Here is an 18,656-nt window from a genome sequence, read left to right on the forward strand (position 1 = left end):
AGACAGACGAGGTGAGCCATGAAGGCAACCGTGTTCCAAGGCACCCAGAAGGTGGGCGTGGAGGAGGTGGAGCGACCGAAGGCGGGCGCGGGCGAGGCCATCGTCCGGGTGACGCTCACCACCATCTGCGGCACCGACGTGCACATCCTGCGCGGCGAGTACCCGGTGAAGCCCGGCCTCACCGTGGGCCATGAGATGGTGGGCGTCATCGACGAACTGGGCCCGGGCGTGACGGGCTACCAGGTGGGGCAGCGCGTGCTGGTGGGCGCCATCACGCCGTGCGGCCAGTGCCGGGGTTGTCTCTCCGGGCACGCGTCCCAGTGCGGCCACGGCCAGGGCCTGGAGGCGGCGGGAGGCTGGCGCCTGGGCAACACGATGAACGGCGTGCAGGCGGAGTACGTGCGCGTGCCCTTCGCGCAGGCGAACCTGGCCCCCATTCCTGACGAACTGAAGGACGAACAGGTGCTGCTCCTGGCGGACATCGCTTCCACGGGCTTCAGCGGCGCGGAGTCCGGCGGCGTGAAGATTGGGGACGCGGTGGTGGTGTTCGCGCAGGGGCCCATTGGCCTGTGCGCCACCGTGGGGGCGCGGCTCATGGGCGCGTCGCTTGTCATTGGCGTGGACGGGGACGAGACGCGTCTGTCCATGGCGCGGAAATTGGGCGCGGACGTGGTGCTCGACTTCCGGAACCAGGACGTGGTGGCGGAGGTGAAGCGGCTCACCGGCGGCGGCGTGGACGTGGCCATCGAGGCGCTGGGCACGCAGCAGACCTTCGAGAGCGCGCTGCGCACGCTCAACCCCGGCGGCACGCTGTCCAGCCTGGGCGTGTACTCCGGGAAGCTGCAAATGCCCTACGACGCCTTCGCGGCGGGGCTGGGGGACCACCGCATCGTCACCACGCTCTGCCCGGGCGGAAAGGAGCGCATGCGGCGCCTGATGGAGGTGGTGCGCGCGAAGCGGGTGGACCTCACGCCGCTGTTCACCCACCGCTTCCAGCTCAAGGACATCCGAGAAGCGTATGAGCTGTTCAGCCAGCGCAAGGACGGAGTGCTCAAGGTCGCCATCCGGCCTTGAGCGGACGGGCTCGCGGCGGTGCGCCTACCGTGCCGCCGCGTAGCGCGCGAGGCTTGAGGGCAGCTTCGCTGCCAGCTCGTCCGGGCCGCTGAGCGTGAGGCCCAGGTCATGGACGAGGCCGTCGTCCACGCTGTAGACCCACCCGTGCACGGTGAGCGGCTGTCCGCGCTCCCACGCATCCTGCACGATGGTCGTCTGACACACGTTCTGCACCTGCTCCAGGACGTTCAGCTCGCCCAACCGGTCGTGCCGCTCATGGGGCGGGAGTGATTCAGGCAGGAGCCGCTCGTGCTTCTGGTGCACGTCCTGCACGTGGCGCAGCCAGTTGTCCGCCAGCCCCACCCGCTTGCGCTCCATCGCCGCGCGCACGCCGGAGCAGCCGTAGTGGCCGCAGACGATGATGTGCCGCACGCGCAAGAGGTCGATGGCGAACTGCAACACCGACAGCGCGTTGAGGTCGGTGTGCACGACGACGTTCGCGATGTTGCGGTGGACGAACAGGTCCCCGGGCATCAGGTTGACGATTTGATTCGGTGGCAGGCGGCTGTCGGAGCAGCCAATCCACAGGTACTCGGGCGACTGGCGGCTGGCCATCTTCCGGAAGAAGTCGGCGTCCTTCTCCACCATGGAGGCGGCCCACTCGCGGTTGTTCTGGAACAGCACGTCCAGCGTCGGGTCGCCCGCGTTTCGGTCGGTCATCCACCGGAGTCTAGCGAGCCGGAAGTGCCCTCCGGAGGCGTTTTCCTCCGAGCCCAGAATATGCGTGCGGCCCGGCGTACTCCCCCTGCAGGCGGCTTTCGCCGCTGGCTTGTTCAGGGGGACCCCATGCTGCAACACCTGCTTCGCTTCCCGCGGCTCCTTCCCTTCGTGGCGGCCTCCGTCCTGGCCGCCTGTGGCGGTTCGGAGGATGACCCCGGCGACGGCCCCGGGCCCGGCGGCCCCTGCGTCCGGAACATCTCCGGAAACCTCACCACCGCGACGACCTGGGAGCCGGGCACGCAGCAGTGCACCTACGCGGTGACGGGCGTGTTGGAGGTGAGTGGGGCCCTCACCCTGGCGCCGGGCACGGTGGTGCGCTTCGGGCCGGACGCGGGCCTGCTCATCATGCCCACGGGGTCCCTCAACGCGGTGGGCACGGAGGCCGCGCCCATCACCTTCACGGGGACGACGGCCACGCCGGGCTTCTGGAAGGGGCTCGCGTTCAAATCCAACACCTCCGCGAACGTGCTGGAGCACGTGGTCATCTCCTACGCGGGCAGCGAGGACGCCTTCTGCTGTGACTACTTCCATGGCCCCGCCGGCAGCCTGGAGGTCCGGGCCGCCGTGGTGGTGGGCTCGCTGCTCCAGGACTCCGTCAGCCAGGTGCGCATCGCGAACACCACGGTGGAGAAGAGCGGGACGCTGGGCCTCTTCGCCTTCAACCGGGCGCGGCTGCCGGGCTTCTCGAAGAACCTCTTCCGGGGGAACCTGGGCGCGCCCGCGACCGTGAGCCTGTCCATCGCGAGCGCGCTGGATGGAACGACCGTCTACTCCGGCAACAGCGCCACCCACCCGGCGGCCAACGGCGACAACACCGTCCACCTGCTGGCGGCGCCGGAGGGTGACCTGGCGATAGCCCAGACGTTGCACAAGCTGGACGTGCCCTACGGCGTCTCCACCGGCATCCCGGACACGACCGTGGAGTACGCGGGCGCGCTCACCGTGGAGCCAGGGGTGCGTCTCCAATTCGAGGCGAAGTCCGGGCTCCGCATCACGGAGACGGGCTCCCTGGTGGCGCGGGGCACTGCGGCGGACCCCATCGTGTTCACGGGCCGGACGGAGACGCCGGGCTCCTGGAAGGGCATCGCCATCCGCTCCCTGGACGCGAACAACGTCATCGCCCACGCGAGGGTGAGCCACGGCGGCTCGGACCCCTTCTGCTGCGACGCCTTCACGAACGCGGGCGACATCCAGGGCAACATCGTCCTGGGCGGCAGCGCGGGCCGGGGCCGGTTGCAGCTCTCCGACTCGCTCGTGTCACAGGGCACGGGATGGGGCGTCTTCGTCTTCAAGAACTCCACCTTCACCCCGAGCGCCAACACCTACGACGGCAACACCGGCACCGTGGGCTACGAGAGTCCCCCCTTCGCGCCCTGAAGCCGCGCCTCCAACACGGCCTCAGGGGTCGCGCGCCGTTCCACGGGAAGGGAACGGCGCGCGGCGGTGGGTACTACTTCGGTGAGAGCGTGCCGTTGCTGACGTCGCCGTAGATGCTTGGTGACGAACCGCCCGAGAAAACCGCGTTCGCGGTAAATGGAAAGGACTGCAACAGCGGATATCCTTCCGAGTCCACTCCGATGGAGATCGGCTGGGGATTCAGCTCGAACCGGGCGTGCTGCTCGACGTTCTCCAGGAGGATCGTCCCCAGGAAGGTGGCGGACGGGCCCGAGGAGTACGCCCCCATGAAGAGGTTCATCGAACGACCCTGGAGAGCGGGGACGAACTGCTGCATCACCACCGCCGGGACCGCGCCTCCCAGTTGGAAGGTCACGGGCGACGTCTGGATCTGTACGTCCTTCGTGCTGTACTCGTTCGACCGCGTGACCGTCGCGGACTCGAAGCTGATGACGAAGGGGATGCTCTTTTCGCTCAGTTCCGTGAAGATGTCCGGAGGAGCGCCGGGAGGGGGCTGGTAGCGAGGCCCGAAGTCAATGGTTCCGGAGATCCAACCGCCAGAGTCCACGCTGATGCCCACGTCGGCAGTGGCGTCTCCCGGCACCTTGAAGAGGAAGCGCACCGGGCGCGTCTCCCCCTCGCCCAGGGTGAACGCCATCGGGTTCGGCGACACCAGCGTGACGGGCACCGTGACGCCCGGCGCGTCCGTGCGCTCCACGTGCCATTCACCGTTCATCTGGATGGAATACGTCCCCGCCATGAGCGCCAGGCTCACGGACTCCGCGGACGTATCCGTGATGGTCGCGTTCTGCGGCCCCGTGATGGCGAACGTCGCGCCCACCAGCTTGTAGCTGCGCCCCGCCGACGTCGACACCAGCGGCAGCTCCAGCAGTCCCTCGCCCTCGCGAATCACGGGCGTGGACGATTCAGACACCTCACCACACGCAAGCGCCAGCAACGCAATCGCGCTCACGAACCACTTCAACCCTTGCATGGACTTCCCCCTCAGAAAGGCGCCGACGATAGGATTTCGAACATTGCACGGTCAAGACGAGCGGACCCGCACGCGCAATCACAGCCACACCCGGCCGGCGCGTGCATCTTACGGATCATGAGCGACACCCCTGACATCAAGACCGCCGACCTCTGTGACGCCCACTCGGGAACTCCGCAATTCCAGGTCGCGGAGCCGGGATTCCTGGACTACGGCGGGCGCCGGAGTTTCTTCGGACCCATCAGCACCGTGCGCGCGCCGGAGGACAACTCCCTCGTGCGCAAGGCATTGGAGGAACCCGGCCTGGGCCGCGTGCTGGTGGTGGATGGCGGAGGCAGCCGCCGCTGCGCGCTCGTGGGTGACGTGCTCGCGGCCCTGGGTCAGAAGAACGGCTGGGCGGGCGTGGTGGTCAATGGCTGCATCCGCGACGCGGAGGAGGTGGGTCGCACCGACATCGGCGTGAAGGCGCTGGGGACCCATCCACTCAAGAGCGGCAAGCGCAACGAGGGCCAGCGCGACGTGGAGGTGCGCTTCGCCGGCGTCACCTTCGTCCCCGGTCACCACCTCTACGCGGACGCGGACGGCATCGTCACTTCGCAGAAGGCCTTGCGCTGACCTTCGCCCTCCCCGTCCCAGCCACACGGAGCGCAGCGTCCCCGCGAGGGTGCGCAGCGCTTCGGCCGCCAGCAGCGCAGCGCGCGATGAGCCTCCCTGTCACTGGAAGTAGCCGTCCGAGAGCGTGCGCAGGAAGGCGACGATGGCCTGCTCCTCCTGGGGTGACAGGCCCAGGTTGCCCAGCTCCCGCGTGTTGATGTTCAGCCCCACCTCCGGCATGGGCCAGCAGTCCACGCCAGGAATCCCAGACGCGCTCCCCGTGCAGACCGGCAGCACGTCACGCGTGTTGTAGAAGTGGACGATGGACTCCAGGCTCTTGAAGTAGCCGTTGTGGGCATAGGCCTTGGTGAAGCCAGGGAAGGGGCGCTTGTCCACGTTGCGCAGGGTGGGAACCTTGACCTTGCCCAGGTTGGCGCGCGCAAAGGGCGCGTAGTCCTGGCGCGTCTGGAGGAAACCCCCCAGGCCCGGGTCGATCCAGAAGGGTCCATCCGGGTTGAACTGGAGCTGCCAGTACCAGGGATTGAGCAGGTTGCGCGGCACGCCCAGGTTCTCGAAGGTGTAGTCGGTGAAGAGCGGCGGCTCGCCGCCCGGACCGCGCTGGCTCGTGTGGCAGTTGTCGCAGTGGGCCTTGCCCTCGAAGAGCTTCAGGCCCCACTGCTCCTGCGAAGAGAGCCGCGCGCGGCCCGCGAGGTAGGCGTCGTACTTCGAGGAGAAGGCGTTCACCTCGCGAGAGCCCTCGTACGCGGCGATGGACCTCGCGATGTTGTCATAGGCGCGCGGCACGTCGCCGCAGATGCGGGCGCCCCAGACGGCCCGGAAGAGGTCGCCGTAAGGGCCGCCGCAGACCTTGGCCACCACCGCGGCCTCGCTGGGGTTGTTCTGCTCCACTGGGTTGAGGAAGGGGCCCTGCGCCTGATCCGCGGCGGGGTTGTCCAGCTCCTCGCCGGTGGCGCGGCCATCCCAGAAGTTGCCGCCCACGAAGTCGGCCTGTCCAGGCGTCACCATGTGGAGGATGGGAGCCTGCGTGGCATAGGCGGACGAGGGCGGCTTGCGATTGCCGAAGCGCCCCCGCACGGCGCCTTCATAGACAGAGCCGGTGAGGTTGATGAGCAGGCTGGGACCCGTCCAGCCCACCTCGGGGCCATGACAGACGGCACAGGCCTGGCCCATGGGCTCGGAGAGCCGACGGTCGAAGAAGAGCAGCTTGCCGAGCCGCTCCACGGGCTTCAGCCCACCGGGCGCTGACGTGGCCTCCTCGCGCAACGTGGCCTCGAAGATGGCCGAGGCCTGGAGGGATTCGGTCGTCTCCGGCGACTTCGCTTCATCCGTGTCACCGCTCGCGGGAGACTTCAATGACAACACTCCCGGGACAGGAGCGACTTCGCACGCCAGCGGCCCTCCCAGCGTCAGCAGCAGCGACAACCTCCACCATGACCGTGACCCGTGCATTTCCGGCACCTCGGATTGGGAGCGGCGGCCAGGGTGGCGTTACCACCGTTCCTCTGCCATGGGTCTGGAGCGCGCGATGGCTGTCGGATTCCGGGGATGGGATTGCCCTTTGGAATTGGAAGGGCATCCCTCCGCGGACGTGAAGGCCCCTGCCGCCCCCTACTGACGACAGGGAGCCTCCGTCGTCCGGCAAGCGACGGTGGGCCACCTGCCCGGGTCATAGGCGGCAATGCCTTCCATCCTGGATAGTCCGCCCAATCGCTATCGCGACCAAGAGGGGGACGTCCATGGAGAGAGCAGACAGGCACCTGATGCTGGTGCTCGTGGCCGCGCTGTTCGTGGGCTGCGGCGCTTTATCGGGGGATGCGGGGACGGCGCGCTTCACGGTCGCCGTGCCCCAATCCCTCGCATCCGGCGTCACCCGCGTCGTCGTCACCTCTGGGGGAGCGGCCATCCCCTCCGTGTCGGTGGAGCTCGCGCCAACGAACGGGGTGTGGGGCGGAATCATTGGCAACATTCCGGCGGGCGCCGACCGCACCTTCCTGGCGCAGGCCTTCGATGCCGGGGGCGCGTTGCGCTTCGAGGGCTTCGCCTCCGGCATCACCATCCTCGCGGACCAGACGACCCTCGTCGCCATCACCCTCCAACAAATCAACCCGCCGCCGCCCTTCGAGAACGAAGCGCCCATCATCGACTTCGTGGCGGCGAACCCGAGCACCGTGGCGGCTGGCGGCACCGTCTCCCTGTTCTCCTCCGCGCATGACCCGAACCCGGACGACACGCTCAGCTACGCATGGAGCGCCACCGCGGGCACGTTCTCCTCCACCTCCGAGCCCTTCACCTCGTGGACGGCTCCCGCCACCACCGGCATTCAAACGCTCACGTTGACGGTGACGGACTCACGAGGCCTGGCCTCCAGCGCCCTCCTGGTCGTCAACGTCCTGCCGGAAGGCGAGGGTGAGGCCGAGCTGTCCATCTCCTTCAACAGCGCTCCCCAGGTGACCTCCATCACCGCGACCGCGACGCGGCTGGTCGTGGGCCAGCCGACGACGCTCTCCGCGCTTGCCATGGACCTGGACGGTGACAACCTCTCCTACGCCTGGAGCGCGTCGTGCGCGGGGACCTTCAGCGACACGTCCTCCGACTTCACTCAATTCACGCCTTCGCTCGCACCGGCCGAAGCCTGCAACAACTGCCGCCTGACCGTCGCCGTGTCCGACGGGCGCGGAGGGCACAACACAGGCACCGTCGCCCTGTGCGTCACCAGCACGCCCCCCACCACCCACCTCGCGCCCGTCATCCTCCGCTCCTACCGCTCCTCGAACACCGCCAACCCGGGCGACGTACTCACCTATGAGGTGGCCGCCAGCGACCCGCGGGGCTCCGCGCTCACCTTCTCCTGGGACGCGAGCACCGGCGCGTTGGGCACGCCGACCGGCGACTCCACGCACAGCCGCGTCACCTGGACGGCGCCCCCTTGCGCCAGTGGTGGCACGCCCCCGTCCATCACCGTCACCGTGACGAATGCCTTCGGCCTCACGGCCACCCGGAGCTTCACCGTGACGGGACTGCCAGGCTGTTCCGTTCCGGGGACGTGGGCCCTGACGGGGCCCATGGTTGGAGGCAGTCTTCGCCTGTTCAGCACGGCGACGCGGCTGCAGGACGGCAGGGTACTCGTCGCGGGCGGCAGCGAAGCGCAAAGAGGCCAGTGCAACAACACGGCGGAGCTGTATGACCCGGCCTCGAATACCTGGAGCGCGACCGGCTCCATGCTCGAATGCCGCTACGGCCACACGGCGACACTGCTCCTCAACGGCAAGGTGCTCGTCGCGGGTGGAATGGATGAGTTCTTCACCCTGCGAACGGCGGAACTGTACGACCCGGCCACGGGCACCTGGAGTCCCACGGGCTCCATGACGGAACCCCGCACCGGCCAGACCGCGACACTCCTTCTCGATGGCCAGGTGCTCGTTCAGAGTGGACTGTCGGCGGAGCGCTATGACCCTGCGTCGGGGACCTGGAGCGCGACCGGCTCCCTGGCCATGAGTCGTGAGGCGAGCTCGGCGCCGCGTCTGCAGGACGGCAGGGTGCTCGCCGTGGAGGGCGCCACTGCGGAGCTGTACGACCCGGCCACGGGCACCTGGAATCCCACGGGCGCTCCTGTCATCCCCATCGGCGGCTGGCCGGTGTTGCTGCTGGATGGGCGGGTGCTCGACTTGGGGGGGGACACTGCGGAGCTGTACGACCCGGCCACGGGCACCTGGAGCCTCACGGGCTCACCGTCCACATCGTTCCAGGGCCCGGTGACGGTGCTGCTCAATGGGAAGGCGCTCGCCGTGTATTCGGACTCCGCGGCGCTGTACGACCCGGCCACGGGCACCTGGACGCCCACCGCGCCCACAATCGTCCCGCGCTTTGCGCTCAACACGGCGACGCTGCTGTTCGACGGCAGGGTCCTTGTCGTGTCGGGGAGCTTCGACTCCAACGCAGCCGAGCTCTACACTCCCTGACCGCCGCGCCCCGGGAAGTCGACACGTCAGGGATGTCCTACGAGGAAGGAACACCGACCATGAGCCCCACGAACGACCCGAAGAACGCTACTCCGCCCTCGGATGCCGACGCCGCCGTGAGGGACGCCTTCACGCTGGTCCGCTCGGGGGACGCCGGGAAGCTGCGCGAGCTGCTCGACGCCGGGCTTCCCGTCAGCGTTCGCAACGAGCGGGGCGACTCCCTGCTGATGCTGGCCAGCTATTACGGCCACGTGGACGCGACGCGCCTGCTGCTGGAGCGCGGCGCGGATCCGGAGCAGCCCAACGACGCGGGCCAGACACCCCTGGCTGGCGCGGCCTTCAAGGGCAACGAGGCCATCGCCACGGTGCTCCTGGAGGCGGGCGCGGACGTGGACGGCGCGGGCCCGGATGGCCGCACGCCGCTGATGTTCGCGGCCATGTTCGACAAGCTGGAGATGATGGAGCTGCTGATCCAGCGCGGCGCGGACCACCGGGTCCGGGACGCTGACAAGCGCACCGCGCTGGACTACGCGCGCTCCATGGGTGCGGCGCGCGCGGCCGAGCGGCTGGATCCGAAGCCCTGAGAAGACAGACACCCGGGGCTACGCGTTCGTGTGGCCCCAGGCGTTCTCGGGCGGCTTGCCCTGGCCGTCCCCGCCCCGGGCCGTCGTCTCCTCCCTCAGCGAGGTGACGGCCTCCACGATGTGCTCCGCGTCGATGCCCGCGGCGTTCAGCAGCTCCGCGGGCTTGCCGGAGCCGGGCATCTTCGTCACCGCGAGCCGCACCACGATGGGCAGCCGCTCGCGCTCACCCGTGAAGGCCTCCAGCACCGCGTCCGCCAGGCCCCCTTCCGCCCAGTGGTCCTCCACCACGATGAGCCGCCCCAGCGTCTCTCGCGCGGCCTTGCGCAGCGTCTTCGCGTCCACCGGCTTCACGGAGTACAGGTCGATGACGCGCACCGCGATGCCGTCCTTCTTCAGCGCCTCGTAGGCCTTGAGCGCTTCGTGCAGCGTGATGCCGGCGGCCACCACCGTCGCCACGTCCTCATCGGACTGGCGCACCACCTTGCTGCCGCCAATGGGGAAGTCCTCCGTCGCGGGGTAGAGCACCGGCGTCTTCTCACGCGTGCTGCGCAGGTAGGTGATGCCCTGGCGCTCCACCAGCTGCGCCAGGAGCTTCGCGGTCTGGTTCGCGTCGCTCGGGTAGAGCACCGTGCTGCCGCCCACCGCGCGCATCATCGCCAGGTCTTCCAGCGCCATCTGCGACGGTCCGTCCTCTCCAATGGACACGCCTGCGTGGCTGCCGCACAGGTGCACCGTGGCGTTGGAGATGGCCGCCATGCGCACCTGGTCGTAGGCGCGCGACAGGAAGGCCGCGAAGGTGCTGACGAAGGCCTTCTTGCCCAGCACCGCCATGCCCACCGCGCTGGACACCATGTTCTGCTCCGCGATGAACATCTCGAAGTAGCGCTTCGGGTGCGCCTTCTGGAACTCGTTCGAGTACGTGGAGTTGGACACCTCCGCGTCCAGCGCCACCACGTCCGGCCGGGCGTTGCCCAGCGCCAGGAGCGCGTCTCCATACGCCTTGCGCGTGGCCTCCTTCTGGCCGACCTCGTACGTGGGCAACTGCAACGGCGAGGCCTTGTCCTGGACGGTGGCCTTCAGCGCCTCCGGCTTCTTCACCTGGACGCGGACGTTGCGCTCTCCGCCCAGCTCGCGGATGGCGTCCTTCGCCTTGTCCTCCGGCAGCGGCTTGCCGTGCCAGCCGTCCTGGTTGGCGATGAGCGAGGAGCCGTGCCCCTTCTCCGTCTTGCAGACGAGGCAGGTGGGCTGACCCTTCTTCGCCTGGGCTTCGGCGAAGGCCCGGTCGATGGCGCCCAGGTCATGGCCGTCCAGCGTGACGGCGTTCCACCCGAAGGCTCGGGCGCGGGCAGCGTAGGCCTCCAGGTTCCAGCCCAGCTCCGTCTCACGGCTCTGCCCCAGCCGGTTCACGTCGATGATGGCGCACAGGTTGTCGAGCCCATAGTGGCCGGCCTTGTCGAACGCCTCCCACACGGAGCCCTCCGCCGTCTCGCTGTCGCCCATGAGCACGTAGGTGCGGAAGGGCAGTCCGTCCATCCTCGCGCCGAGCGCCATTCCCACGCCCACGGCCAGCCCCTGCCCCAGCGACCCGGTGGCCACGTCCACGAGCGGCAGCACGTGCGGGTTCGGGTGGCCCTCCAGCCGGCTGCCGAACTTGCGCAGCGAGAGCAATTCCCGGTCGTCGATGGCGCCCGCTGCCTTGAAGGCGGAGTAGAGGACCGGGCAGGCGTGGCCCTTGGAGAGCACGAAGCGGTCGTTGTTGGGGGCCTTCGGCTGTTGGAAGTCGAAGCGCAGGTACTTCTGGAACAGCACGGCCATGATGTCCGCCGCGGACATGGACGAGCTGGGGTGGCCCGAGCCCGCCGCCGTGGTGCAGCGGATGCTGTCGATGCGCAGCTGCGCCGCGAGGTCCGCCAAGGTGTCCGCCATCGTTTCGCTCCCGGGTTGGGGGGCCAGGGGTGTGCCCCCGCTACTGTGTTGACTGCCCCGGCCTGCGAGAAGCGTTGCCCCCCGCCGGCCCTGTTCACAGGCAGAATCCGCGAGTGCCTGCCCGCCCGGCCGGACGTGGGCGGCAGGGCATGCGCAACTTGAAGCAACGCCATCTGGGAGCCTCGCGCCCCCGCCGGGAGAATCCATGAATCCGCTGCGACAGCTCGCCGAGTTCGGCCAATCCGTCTGGGTGGACAACCTCCAGCGCAGCTACATCACCAAGGGCACGCTGAAGAAGTTCATCGACGAGGACGGGCTCAAGGGGCTCACCTCCAACCCGACCATCTTCCAGAAGGCCGTGTCGGGCAGTGACGATTACCAGGACCTCTTCGACGCGGCGAAGGGCAAGGGCCTCTCCGGCAACGACCTCTATGAGCAGCTCGCCGTGCGCGACGTGCAGGGCGCCGCGGACATCCTCAAGCCCGTGTACGACGCGACGAAGGGCCAGGACGGCTACGCGTCGCTGGAGGTGTCACCGGGCCTGGCGCTGGACACGCAGGGCACGCAGGAGGAGGCGCGGCGGCTGTGGAAGACGCTGTCGCGGCCCAACGTGATGATCAAGGTCCCGGGCACCATTCCGGGCCTGCCGGCCTTCGAGCAGCTCACCGCCGAGGGCCTCAACGTCAACGTGACGCTGCTCTTCAGCCAGGAGCGCTACAAGCAGATCGCCGAGGCCTACGTCTCCGGCCTGGAGAAGTTCGCCGCGTCCGGTGGGGACGTGAGCCGCGTGGCGAGCGTGGCGTCGTTCTTCATCAGCCGCATCGACGCCATCGTGGACAAGGAGATTGAGAAGAAGCTCAAGGCGGGCGCCACGCCGGAGCAGCAGAAGGCGATGGAGGGACTGAGCGGCAAGGTGGCCATCGCCAACGCGAAGCTCGCCTACCGCACCTTCAAGGAGGTCTTCGGGAGCTCGCGCTGGAAGGCGCTCGCGGCGAAGGGCGCCAAGGTGCAGCGCGTGCTCTGGGCGAGCACCAGCACCAAGAGCCCGAAGCTGCGCGACGTGCTCTACGTGGAGGAGCTCATCGGCCGCGACACGGTGAACACCATGCCGCCCGCCACCATCGACGCGTTCCGGGACCACGGCAAGGTGCGCCCCAGCCTGGAGGAGGACCTGCCCGGGGCGGAGGCGACGATGCGCCAGCTGGAAGCAGCCGGCATCTCCATGAAGACGGTGACGGACGAGCTGTCCACTGACGGCATCCGCCTGTTCTCCGAGTCCTTCGACCAGCTGCTCGGCGCGGTGGGAGAGAAGCTGAAGAAGACCTGAGTCCTGGAATCCGCGTGCGGGAGGGGCCCAGGGTGATAGTCATTGCGCCCTGCGCGCCGCTCCCGGTGCGCCGCTCCAGGAGACACCTTGCATGGCCCCGGTCGCACTCGTCACTGGCACCTCCACTGGCATTGGCCTGAGCACGGCCATCCACCTGGCACGCCAGGGCTTCGAAGTCGTGGCCACCCTGCGCGACAGCGCCCGGGCGGACGCGCTCCGGGACCGGGCGGACCGGGAGGCCGTGAAGCTCCACATCCGCACGCTGGACGTGACCAGTGACGCCTCCACCCAGGCGTGTGTCCGCGACATCCTCCAGGCGCACGGCCGCATCGACCTGCTGGTGAACAACGCGGGCGCGGGCTACCTGGCCACGATGGAGCAGACCTCCGAGGAGGCCCTGCGGCGCACGATGGAGGTCAACTTCTTCGGCGTGTGGCGCGTCACCCAGGCGGTGTTCCCTCTCATGCGAGAGCAGCGGTCCGGGCGCATCATCTCCGTGAGCAGCTTTGGAGGACTGGTGGGTCAGCCCTTCAATGACGCGTACTGCGCGGCGAAGTTCGCGGTGGAGGGCTTCATGGAGAGCCTGGCCCCCGTGGCGTCCCGGCTGGGTATCCAGGTCTCGCTGGTGGAGCCGGGGCCGGTCCACACGGAGTTCGTCAACAACGTGCGCGCGACGGGCAATGGCACCCAGGGCAACGGACCAGCCGTGTATGGCGAGCTGCTGGGCCGGTACATGCGGGGCTCCGCGGAGACCTACGCGAGCATGGGACAGACCGCGGACGACATCGCGCGCATCATCTGCGAGGCCGCGACCTCCCCATCGCCGCACCTGCGCTACATCACGTCCGAAGTCATGCGCTCCCTGTACGCGCTCAAGGCCGGGGACGCGACCGGCGACACGATGGTCGCCCGCGTCGCGACGCGCCTGGACTGAAGCAGTGACGCGTTACACGGCACCGGGCTTGAGCACGGTGCCGTAGACGCGCTGGGCGAGGCCTGATTGGAGGAAGTCCATCTCTCCGCCCACCATGGACAGGTACCTGGCGGCGCCGGGGTTGCTGGTGCCTTCGTTGGCCGCGCCGCCCGGGCCCATGAAGTGGGAGAGCAGTCCCGTCTGGACGGTGGTGGGCGCCGTCCCGTCGCGCCCCCAGAGGTAATGCTCGTTGGCGGAGACGGCACCCAGCCGGGCCATCTGCGACATGTACCAGGCGCCGACGTGCACGTTCTCCCAGACGTTGGCCAGCTCCGGGTCCTGGGTCTGCTTGGGGTCCCAGGCGCTGCCGTCCGCGCGCTTCAGGCCATTGCCGCTCGCGTAGTTGCGGAAGTCCTCCAGGTTGGAGGCCGCACGCGGCTGCAACAGACCGATGGTCTTGTCCGGGGTGACGCTGCCGTTGGGTTCCACGTTGAGCTTCGGGTTGAACGTGGACTCCTGCGCGATGTCCGCCAGAAGCATGCGCGTGGCGTCCTGGAGTGGCAGCTCCGGGAAGTAGCGCTTCGCGGCGCTGAGCGCGGCCTCGGCGATGGGGCGCTTGTTCTTCTCGAACCCGGCGCGATTCGCGTCCCCCACGCCGTGCATCTCCGCCCCCACCGGGTGCAGGGACGAGAGCCTGTCCATGTCCGTCATGGCCTGGGCCGCGCCGTAGTCACCGCTCACGCCCTGGGGGCCGGAGACCGCGTCCAACCGCGGTGCGCTGGTGTCCGAGGGGCGTGCCATCTGCCCCGATGACGTCAGCAGCGACAGCGCGCGCAACGAGTCACCGAAGTAGCCACCGCCCTCGGTGGTCTTCACCATCTCGTTCCACATCGCGCCACGGTACCCGGCATCCGGGTCCGCGATGGCGCCCGCCGCGGCCATGGAGACCGCCGTCGCGTTGTGGTTCTTCGACAGGGACGTGCCGTCCAGCGCGTACGTGTCGCCGATGTTCTCGACGCCCTGTGACTTCCAGAAGGTGTTCACCTTGTCCAGGTAGGCACTGGCGCGCGGATCATCATTCCACGCCGCGTCCAGACCGATGCGCCAGGGGGTCCGCATGGCGTCGTAGGTGGCGTTCGGCCCCCGGTCCAGCGGCTTGCCATTGGCATCCATCCAGTCCGGCACCAGTCCCGTGTCCTTCGAACCGGGCTGCTTCAGCGCCTTGTCCAGCATGTCGTAGCTGGCGTCCGCGACCTGGTCCCAGCGCGTGTCACCGGTGAACTTGCTGAACTCCTTGTAGTACGCGGGCGCGAAGTAGCTGGGATTCGTCTCCGAGGAGCCACCGAACGCGTCGCCCGGCTTGAGCACGTTCGTGCCCGGCTCCACCTCGTGCTCCAGGATGTTGTCGATGAGCGTGGTGGCGTCCTGCTTGTAGCCGCCCCACTTCTTGTCGGCGCTCACCAGCGCCATCGCCATGTCCTCATCCGCGTCCGTGGCGCCGTTCTGTCCCAGCGTTCCGCCCTGGGCGTCGATCCGCCAGTTCATCAGGCCGTTCTCGTTCAGATGGGACTGGGCGTACTTCCACAGGCCATCGAACGTCGTCTGGTCTCCATTGTTCGCGGCGAGCAGCATCCCGTAGCCAATGCCCTCCGACACCGTGTCGCCGTTGTTCTCCGGGCGCTGCACGCGCAGCGCACCATTGGCTCCGTCGGCCGTGACGTACTTCTCCTTCCAGTCCGCGTAGCTCTGCTGGACGGCCGCCTCCGCAGTCGCCTTGTCGGGCGCCAGCGTCTTCGCCGTGCTCGCGGTCCGCGGGTCCGTGCCCTGGGCCTGCCCGGAGAACGACTGCCAATCCGCGCGGGTGTCGCGGCCCACGTCGAAGCCATCCTTCACCGTGGCGGGCTGGGACGCAGGCGGCTTCGCCGCTCCGGCGGTCGCGACGGCCGGAGGCTGGACAGCGTTCGGCTTCACGTCCCAGCGTTTGAAGGAGGGGACGCAGGAACCATTGGAGGACAGGGCAGAGACCATGGGAACGCTCCGTGCTGGGAGGTGGGCCGGTTGCGGCCGGATGCCCACTTCCAAAGCAGGAGCGATGCCAGGGCTTACGCATCCCGGCTTCAGAGGGACACGCAGGAGGGAAGGCGCGTGCGCTGGGTGACTCCAGTCACCCGACGGGCCCTCCACCGGGTGACCGCAGTCACCCGGTGGCGCTACCGCCTTCCGCGAGGCCGGGGCTCCTTGAGACGCGCGGGGACGGCGGCGGCCTCCGGAGCCGGATGCGTCTCCAGCCAGCGGGCCACGGTCGCGGCTTCGGGATCGCGCGTGGCGCGGACGAAGCGCGCGCGGGCCGCTTCCGCCTCCTGCCTCGCGGGCTGCCTCTCCCCGGCCTCCCACAACGCCCTCGCGAGCGCGAAGCCTGACTCGGCCAGCGTCCCGTCCGGCATCGATGGGTACGCCACCGCCAGCCGCAGCGGCGCGATGGCGTCCTTCGCGCGGCCCAGGCCCAGCAGCGCCTGTCCCACGCCGTCCTGGCTGTACTGGAAGGTCTCGTCGCCAGCAGGCGCCACCTGCTGCTTCGTCGCGAGCGCCTCCTCATAGACGCGCAGCGCCTCGTCATGGCGGCCCAGCGCCAGCAGGCACATGCCCACCTCGTCCAGTCCCTCCGCCACCGGCAGCGTGCGCGCCCCCAGGAGCGCCTTGCGGATCTCCACGGCGGCGCGCGCGTGCGGCAGGGCCCGGGCTGGATCCGCCGCCTCGCGAAGTGCCCAGGCGAGGACGTCGTGCCTTCGAGCGGTGTCCGGGTGCAACGGGCCCACCGCGGCCTCCGTCAGTGACAGCGCGCGCTCCAGCAACGCCACGCCGCGCGCGGTGTCCTTCATCCGGATCGCCAGGTTGCCCTGGAGGAAGGTGATGCGCGCGCGCAGCGGGTGGCCTTCCGGCAACGCCGCCTCCGCCCGCGTCCGCGCCTCCTCGAAGAGGGCGCTCGCGCGGGAGAAGTCATTCCTCGCGTTCGCGAGGTTGCCTTGATTGACCCGCACCTCCGCTTCCAGCACGGCGTCGCCGCCCATGCGCCGCAGCGTCGCGTCCGCGAGCCCGCTCCAGACCTCCGCAGGTTCGAAGTGCCGCTGGCCCTCCTCCACGTAGAGCAGCCGGTTGAGGATGGTGACCTTCAGCCGGTCCGCCCTCCCCGCCTCCGCGTCGAAGGCCGCCTGCCGCAGCGCGGTGGCCGCCCCCTCGGAGTCCCCCAACTGCTCGCGCATCCAGCCCTGCTGAAGCTGGAGCCGGGCCATCAGCGGCGCGTACCCCGTGGCCCGCACGGCCTCCACGAGCGGCTCCAGCCGCGCCCGGGCCTGGGGAAGGCGTCCGCCATCCACCAGCACCTTCACCTCCGACAGGAGCGCCTCCAGTCGCTCCACATCGGCGCGCTCCGCGGGCGACTCCGGCAGCCGCTGCTGCTCGCCCAGCTTCGCCACGTCCGCGCACTCGTCCAGCGCGGGGAGCGCGTTCACCAGCGACAGGGACTTCTCCACCAGGGGGACGTCCGCGGTGGACAGCAGCGCCACCACCGCGCGTGCGTCCTCGCGCCGCCGCTCCAGGCACACCACGCGCTCGACGCGCAGGGCCTCCGGCTGGGTGCCCTCCACGAGCGTGGCCCTGCACGCGTCCGTGTGCTGTTGGCTCCAGCTTCGCGCGTACCCATCCAGCACGGCCGCCACGCGCCCGGCCATGTCCGCCCCCAGCGGGCTGCCCGTGGCGGTGAAGGCACGCACCACCTGCTCTCGCTGCTCCGAGCCCCACACCCGCGCCATGAGAACGTCCGCGCCCTCGCATACGCGCGACTGCTGATAGAGCACGCCGCCGCCCAGCAGGAGTCCTCCCGCCAGCAGGCCCACGCCGCCCCACGCGCGGCGCCGGGCCCTGCGCTTCGGCTCCTGCCCCAACGCGTCCAGCAGCTCCGCGAGCGCCGGGAAGCGCTCCGCCGGGCGCAGCGCCAGCCCGCGCATCACCGCCCGGCCCACCCACGCGGGCACCCGCGAGTCGCTCGGCGGCTCCATGAGGCGGGGCGCGTTCGGGCCCTCCAGGTCGGCCGGCGTCTTCAGCGCCTGCATGCGCGCGACGTCGAAGGGGCGCTGGCCGTACAGCGCGGCGTACAGCGCGGCGCAGAAGCTGAATTGATCCGTGCTCGCGTCCGGGACCGCGCCCAGCACCTGCTCCGGGGACATGTAGTTCGGCGTGCCCATCACCGCGCCTGTGACGGTGATGGGCGCATCCAACATGCGCCGCTCCGCGGCCAGCGCGTTCACTTCCCGCGCGGAGGAGTCCTCATCGTCGCCAGAGGGCAGCCCCACCTGGCGCGCGAGCCCGAAGTCCGTCACGCAGACGCGGCCCCGGCGGTCCCTCAGCACGTTGGCCGGCTTGAAGTCGCGGTGCACCAGCCCCACCGCGTGCGCGGCCACGAGCCCCCGGCCCGCGCCCAGGTACGCCTCCAGCACCTCGCGCCACGAGCGAGGGGCCTCCTTCAGCCACTGCCCCAGCGTGCCCCCATCCAGCAGCTCCATCGCCAGGAAGACCTGGGCGCCCCAGATGCCCACGTCGAACACCGGGATGACGTTCGGGTGCGAGATGCGCGCCATCGCCTGCGCTTCGCGCAGGAGCCGCGCCCGTCCCAGCTCCGGATCCGCGTGCCCATCCGAGCGCAGCAGCTTCAGCGCCACCTTCCGGTCCAGGTCCGGATCATAGGCCGCGTACACCACGCCCATGCCTCCCGCGCCCAGCGGCCGCAGGAGCAGGTAGCGCCCCACCTGGACGGGTGAGGACGTCCCGTGCCGGGGCTGCCGGTCCGATTCATTCGTCGCGGGCACGGTCTCCGCTGGCGTCCGCGGCAGCAGTCGCGTCGCCTCGCCATCAGGGCTGCGCGCGGGAAGCGTGTCGTCGCGGTCGTCTCCGGCCGGGGTCTTCATGATGGATGACATCCTAGGAGCCCCGGCGTTGCCATCACCATGCCCCCACAACCCGACCGCGGTCTTCTTCGATAATAAGGAGCCGCGGTCTCCTCCCCCGAGCGCAAGGGTTGTTCATGAACGTCACCCGTCCCCAGAATCTCCCTCCC

The 18,656-nt window shown here is 69.5% G+C and carries 13 protein-coding genes; 7 read left to right on the forward strand and 6 right to left on the reverse strand.

What is annotated here, in order from left to right; all coding sequences use genetic code 11:
* Positions 1-18 precede the first annotated feature (18 nt).
* Complete coding sequence (locus D7Y11_RS14755) at positions 19-1,074, forward strand: alcohol dehydrogenase catalytic domain-containing protein (RefSeq protein WP_126934019.1); 1,056 nt, start codon at positions 19-21, stop codon at positions 1,072-1,074.
* A 24-nt stretch (positions 1,075-1,098) separates the two neighbouring features.
* Here the strand turns inward: D7Y11_RS14755 and can are convergent, their stop codons facing one another.
* Positions 1,099-1,773 carry a carbonate dehydratase gene (can, locus tag D7Y11_RS14760; protein ID WP_121754650.1) on the reverse strand — a complete coding sequence of 225 codons (675 nt, stop codon included), beginning with the start codon at positions 1,771-1,773 and terminating at the stop codon, positions 1,099-1,101.
* A 126-nt stretch (positions 1,774-1,899) separates the two neighbouring features.
* On the opposite strand from can, the gene D7Y11_RS14765 reads away from it, so the two are divergent.
* Positions 1,900-3,210, forward strand: a complete 1,311-nt coding sequence (locus tag D7Y11_RS14765) for a hypothetical protein (RefSeq protein WP_126934020.1) — start codon at positions 1,900-1,902, stop codon at positions 3,208-3,210.
* A 73-nt stretch (positions 3,211-3,283) separates the two neighbouring features.
* Here D7Y11_RS14765 and D7Y11_RS14770 read toward each other — a convergent pair whose 3' ends face one another.
* Entirely contained in the window at positions 3,284-4,222 is a 939-nt protein-coding gene (locus tag D7Y11_RS14770; RefSeq protein WP_126934021.1) for a hypothetical protein, read from the reverse strand.
* Positions 4,223-4,339: 117 nt separating this feature from the next.
* Here D7Y11_RS14770 and rraA point away from each other — a divergent pair, with 117 nt between their 5' ends.
* Entirely contained in the window at positions 4,340-4,837 is a 498-nt protein-coding gene (gene rraA / locus D7Y11_RS14775; protein WP_126934022.1) for a ribonuclease E activity regulator RraA, read from the forward strand.
* 99 nt (positions 4,838-4,936) lie between these two features.
* Here the strand turns inward: rraA and D7Y11_RS14780 are convergent, their stop codons facing one another.
* The gene (locus tag D7Y11_RS14780) at positions 4,937-6,190 is read right to left on the reverse strand and encodes a cytochrome-c peroxidase (RefSeq protein WP_233607294.1); all 1,254 of its coding nucleotides are present in this window, start codon (positions 6,188-6,190) and stop codon (positions 4,937-4,939) included.
* A gap of 383 nt (positions 6,191-6,573) precedes the next feature.
* On the opposite strand from D7Y11_RS14780, the gene D7Y11_RS14785 reads away from it, so the two are divergent.
* Both D7Y11_RS14785 and D7Y11_RS14790 read left to right on the forward strand, forming a co-directional pair.
* Positions 6,574-8,796: a kelch repeat-containing protein gene (locus D7Y11_RS14785; protein ID WP_126934024.1), complete on the forward strand. Its 2,223-nt coding sequence runs from the start codon at positions 6,574-6,576 to the stop codon at positions 8,794-8,796.
* A gap of 59 nt (positions 8,797-8,855) precedes the next feature.
* Complete coding sequence (locus D7Y11_RS14790) at positions 8,856-9,380, forward strand: ankyrin repeat domain-containing protein (protein ID WP_120578027.1); 525 nt, start codon at positions 8,856-8,858, stop codon at positions 9,378-9,380.
* Between the two features lie 18 nt (positions 9,381-9,398).
* Here the strand turns inward: D7Y11_RS14790 and D7Y11_RS14795 are convergent, their stop codons facing one another.
* Positions 9,399-11,306, reverse strand: coding sequence for a transketolase (locus tag D7Y11_RS14795; RefSeq protein ID WP_126934025.1), 1,908 nt, complete (start codon positions 11,304-11,306; stop codon positions 9,399-9,401).
* A 205-nt stretch (positions 11,307-11,511) separates the two neighbouring features.
* Between D7Y11_RS14795 and tal the strand changes: the two genes are divergently transcribed.
* Both tal and D7Y11_RS14805 read left to right on the forward strand, forming a co-directional pair.
* Positions 11,512-12,633 carry a transaldolase gene (gene tal / locus D7Y11_RS14800; protein ID WP_121754657.1) on the forward strand — a complete coding sequence of 374 codons (1,122 nt, stop codon included), beginning with the start codon at positions 11,512-11,514 and terminating at the stop codon, positions 12,631-12,633.
* Positions 12,634-12,724: 91 nt separating this feature from the next.
* Positions 12,725-13,567, forward strand: a complete 843-nt coding sequence (locus tag D7Y11_RS14805) for an SDR family oxidoreductase (protein WP_121754658.1) — start codon at positions 12,725-12,727, stop codon at positions 13,565-13,567.
* A gap of 12 nt (positions 13,568-13,579) precedes the next feature.
* On the opposite strand, the gene D7Y11_RS14810 is transcribed toward D7Y11_RS14805, so the two are convergent.
* Positions 13,580-15,574 carry a glycosyl hydrolase family 8 gene (locus tag D7Y11_RS14810; protein WP_126934026.1) on the reverse strand — a complete coding sequence of 665 codons (1,995 nt, stop codon included), beginning with the start codon at positions 15,572-15,574 and terminating at the stop codon, positions 13,580-13,582.
* A gap of 182 nt (positions 15,575-15,756) precedes the next feature.
* Positions 15,757-18,507 carry a serine/threonine-protein kinase gene (locus D7Y11_RS14815; RefSeq protein WP_158641944.1) on the reverse strand — a complete coding sequence of 917 codons (2,751 nt, stop codon included), beginning with the start codon at positions 18,505-18,507 and terminating at the stop codon, positions 15,757-15,759.
* Between the last annotated feature and the right edge of the window lie 149 nt (positions 18,508-18,656).

The sequence above is a fragment of the Corallococcus sp. AB018 genome (assembly GCF_003986945.1).
Classification (GTDB): Bacteria; Myxococcota; Myxococcia; order Myxococcales; family Myxococcaceae; genus Corallococcus; species Corallococcus exiguus.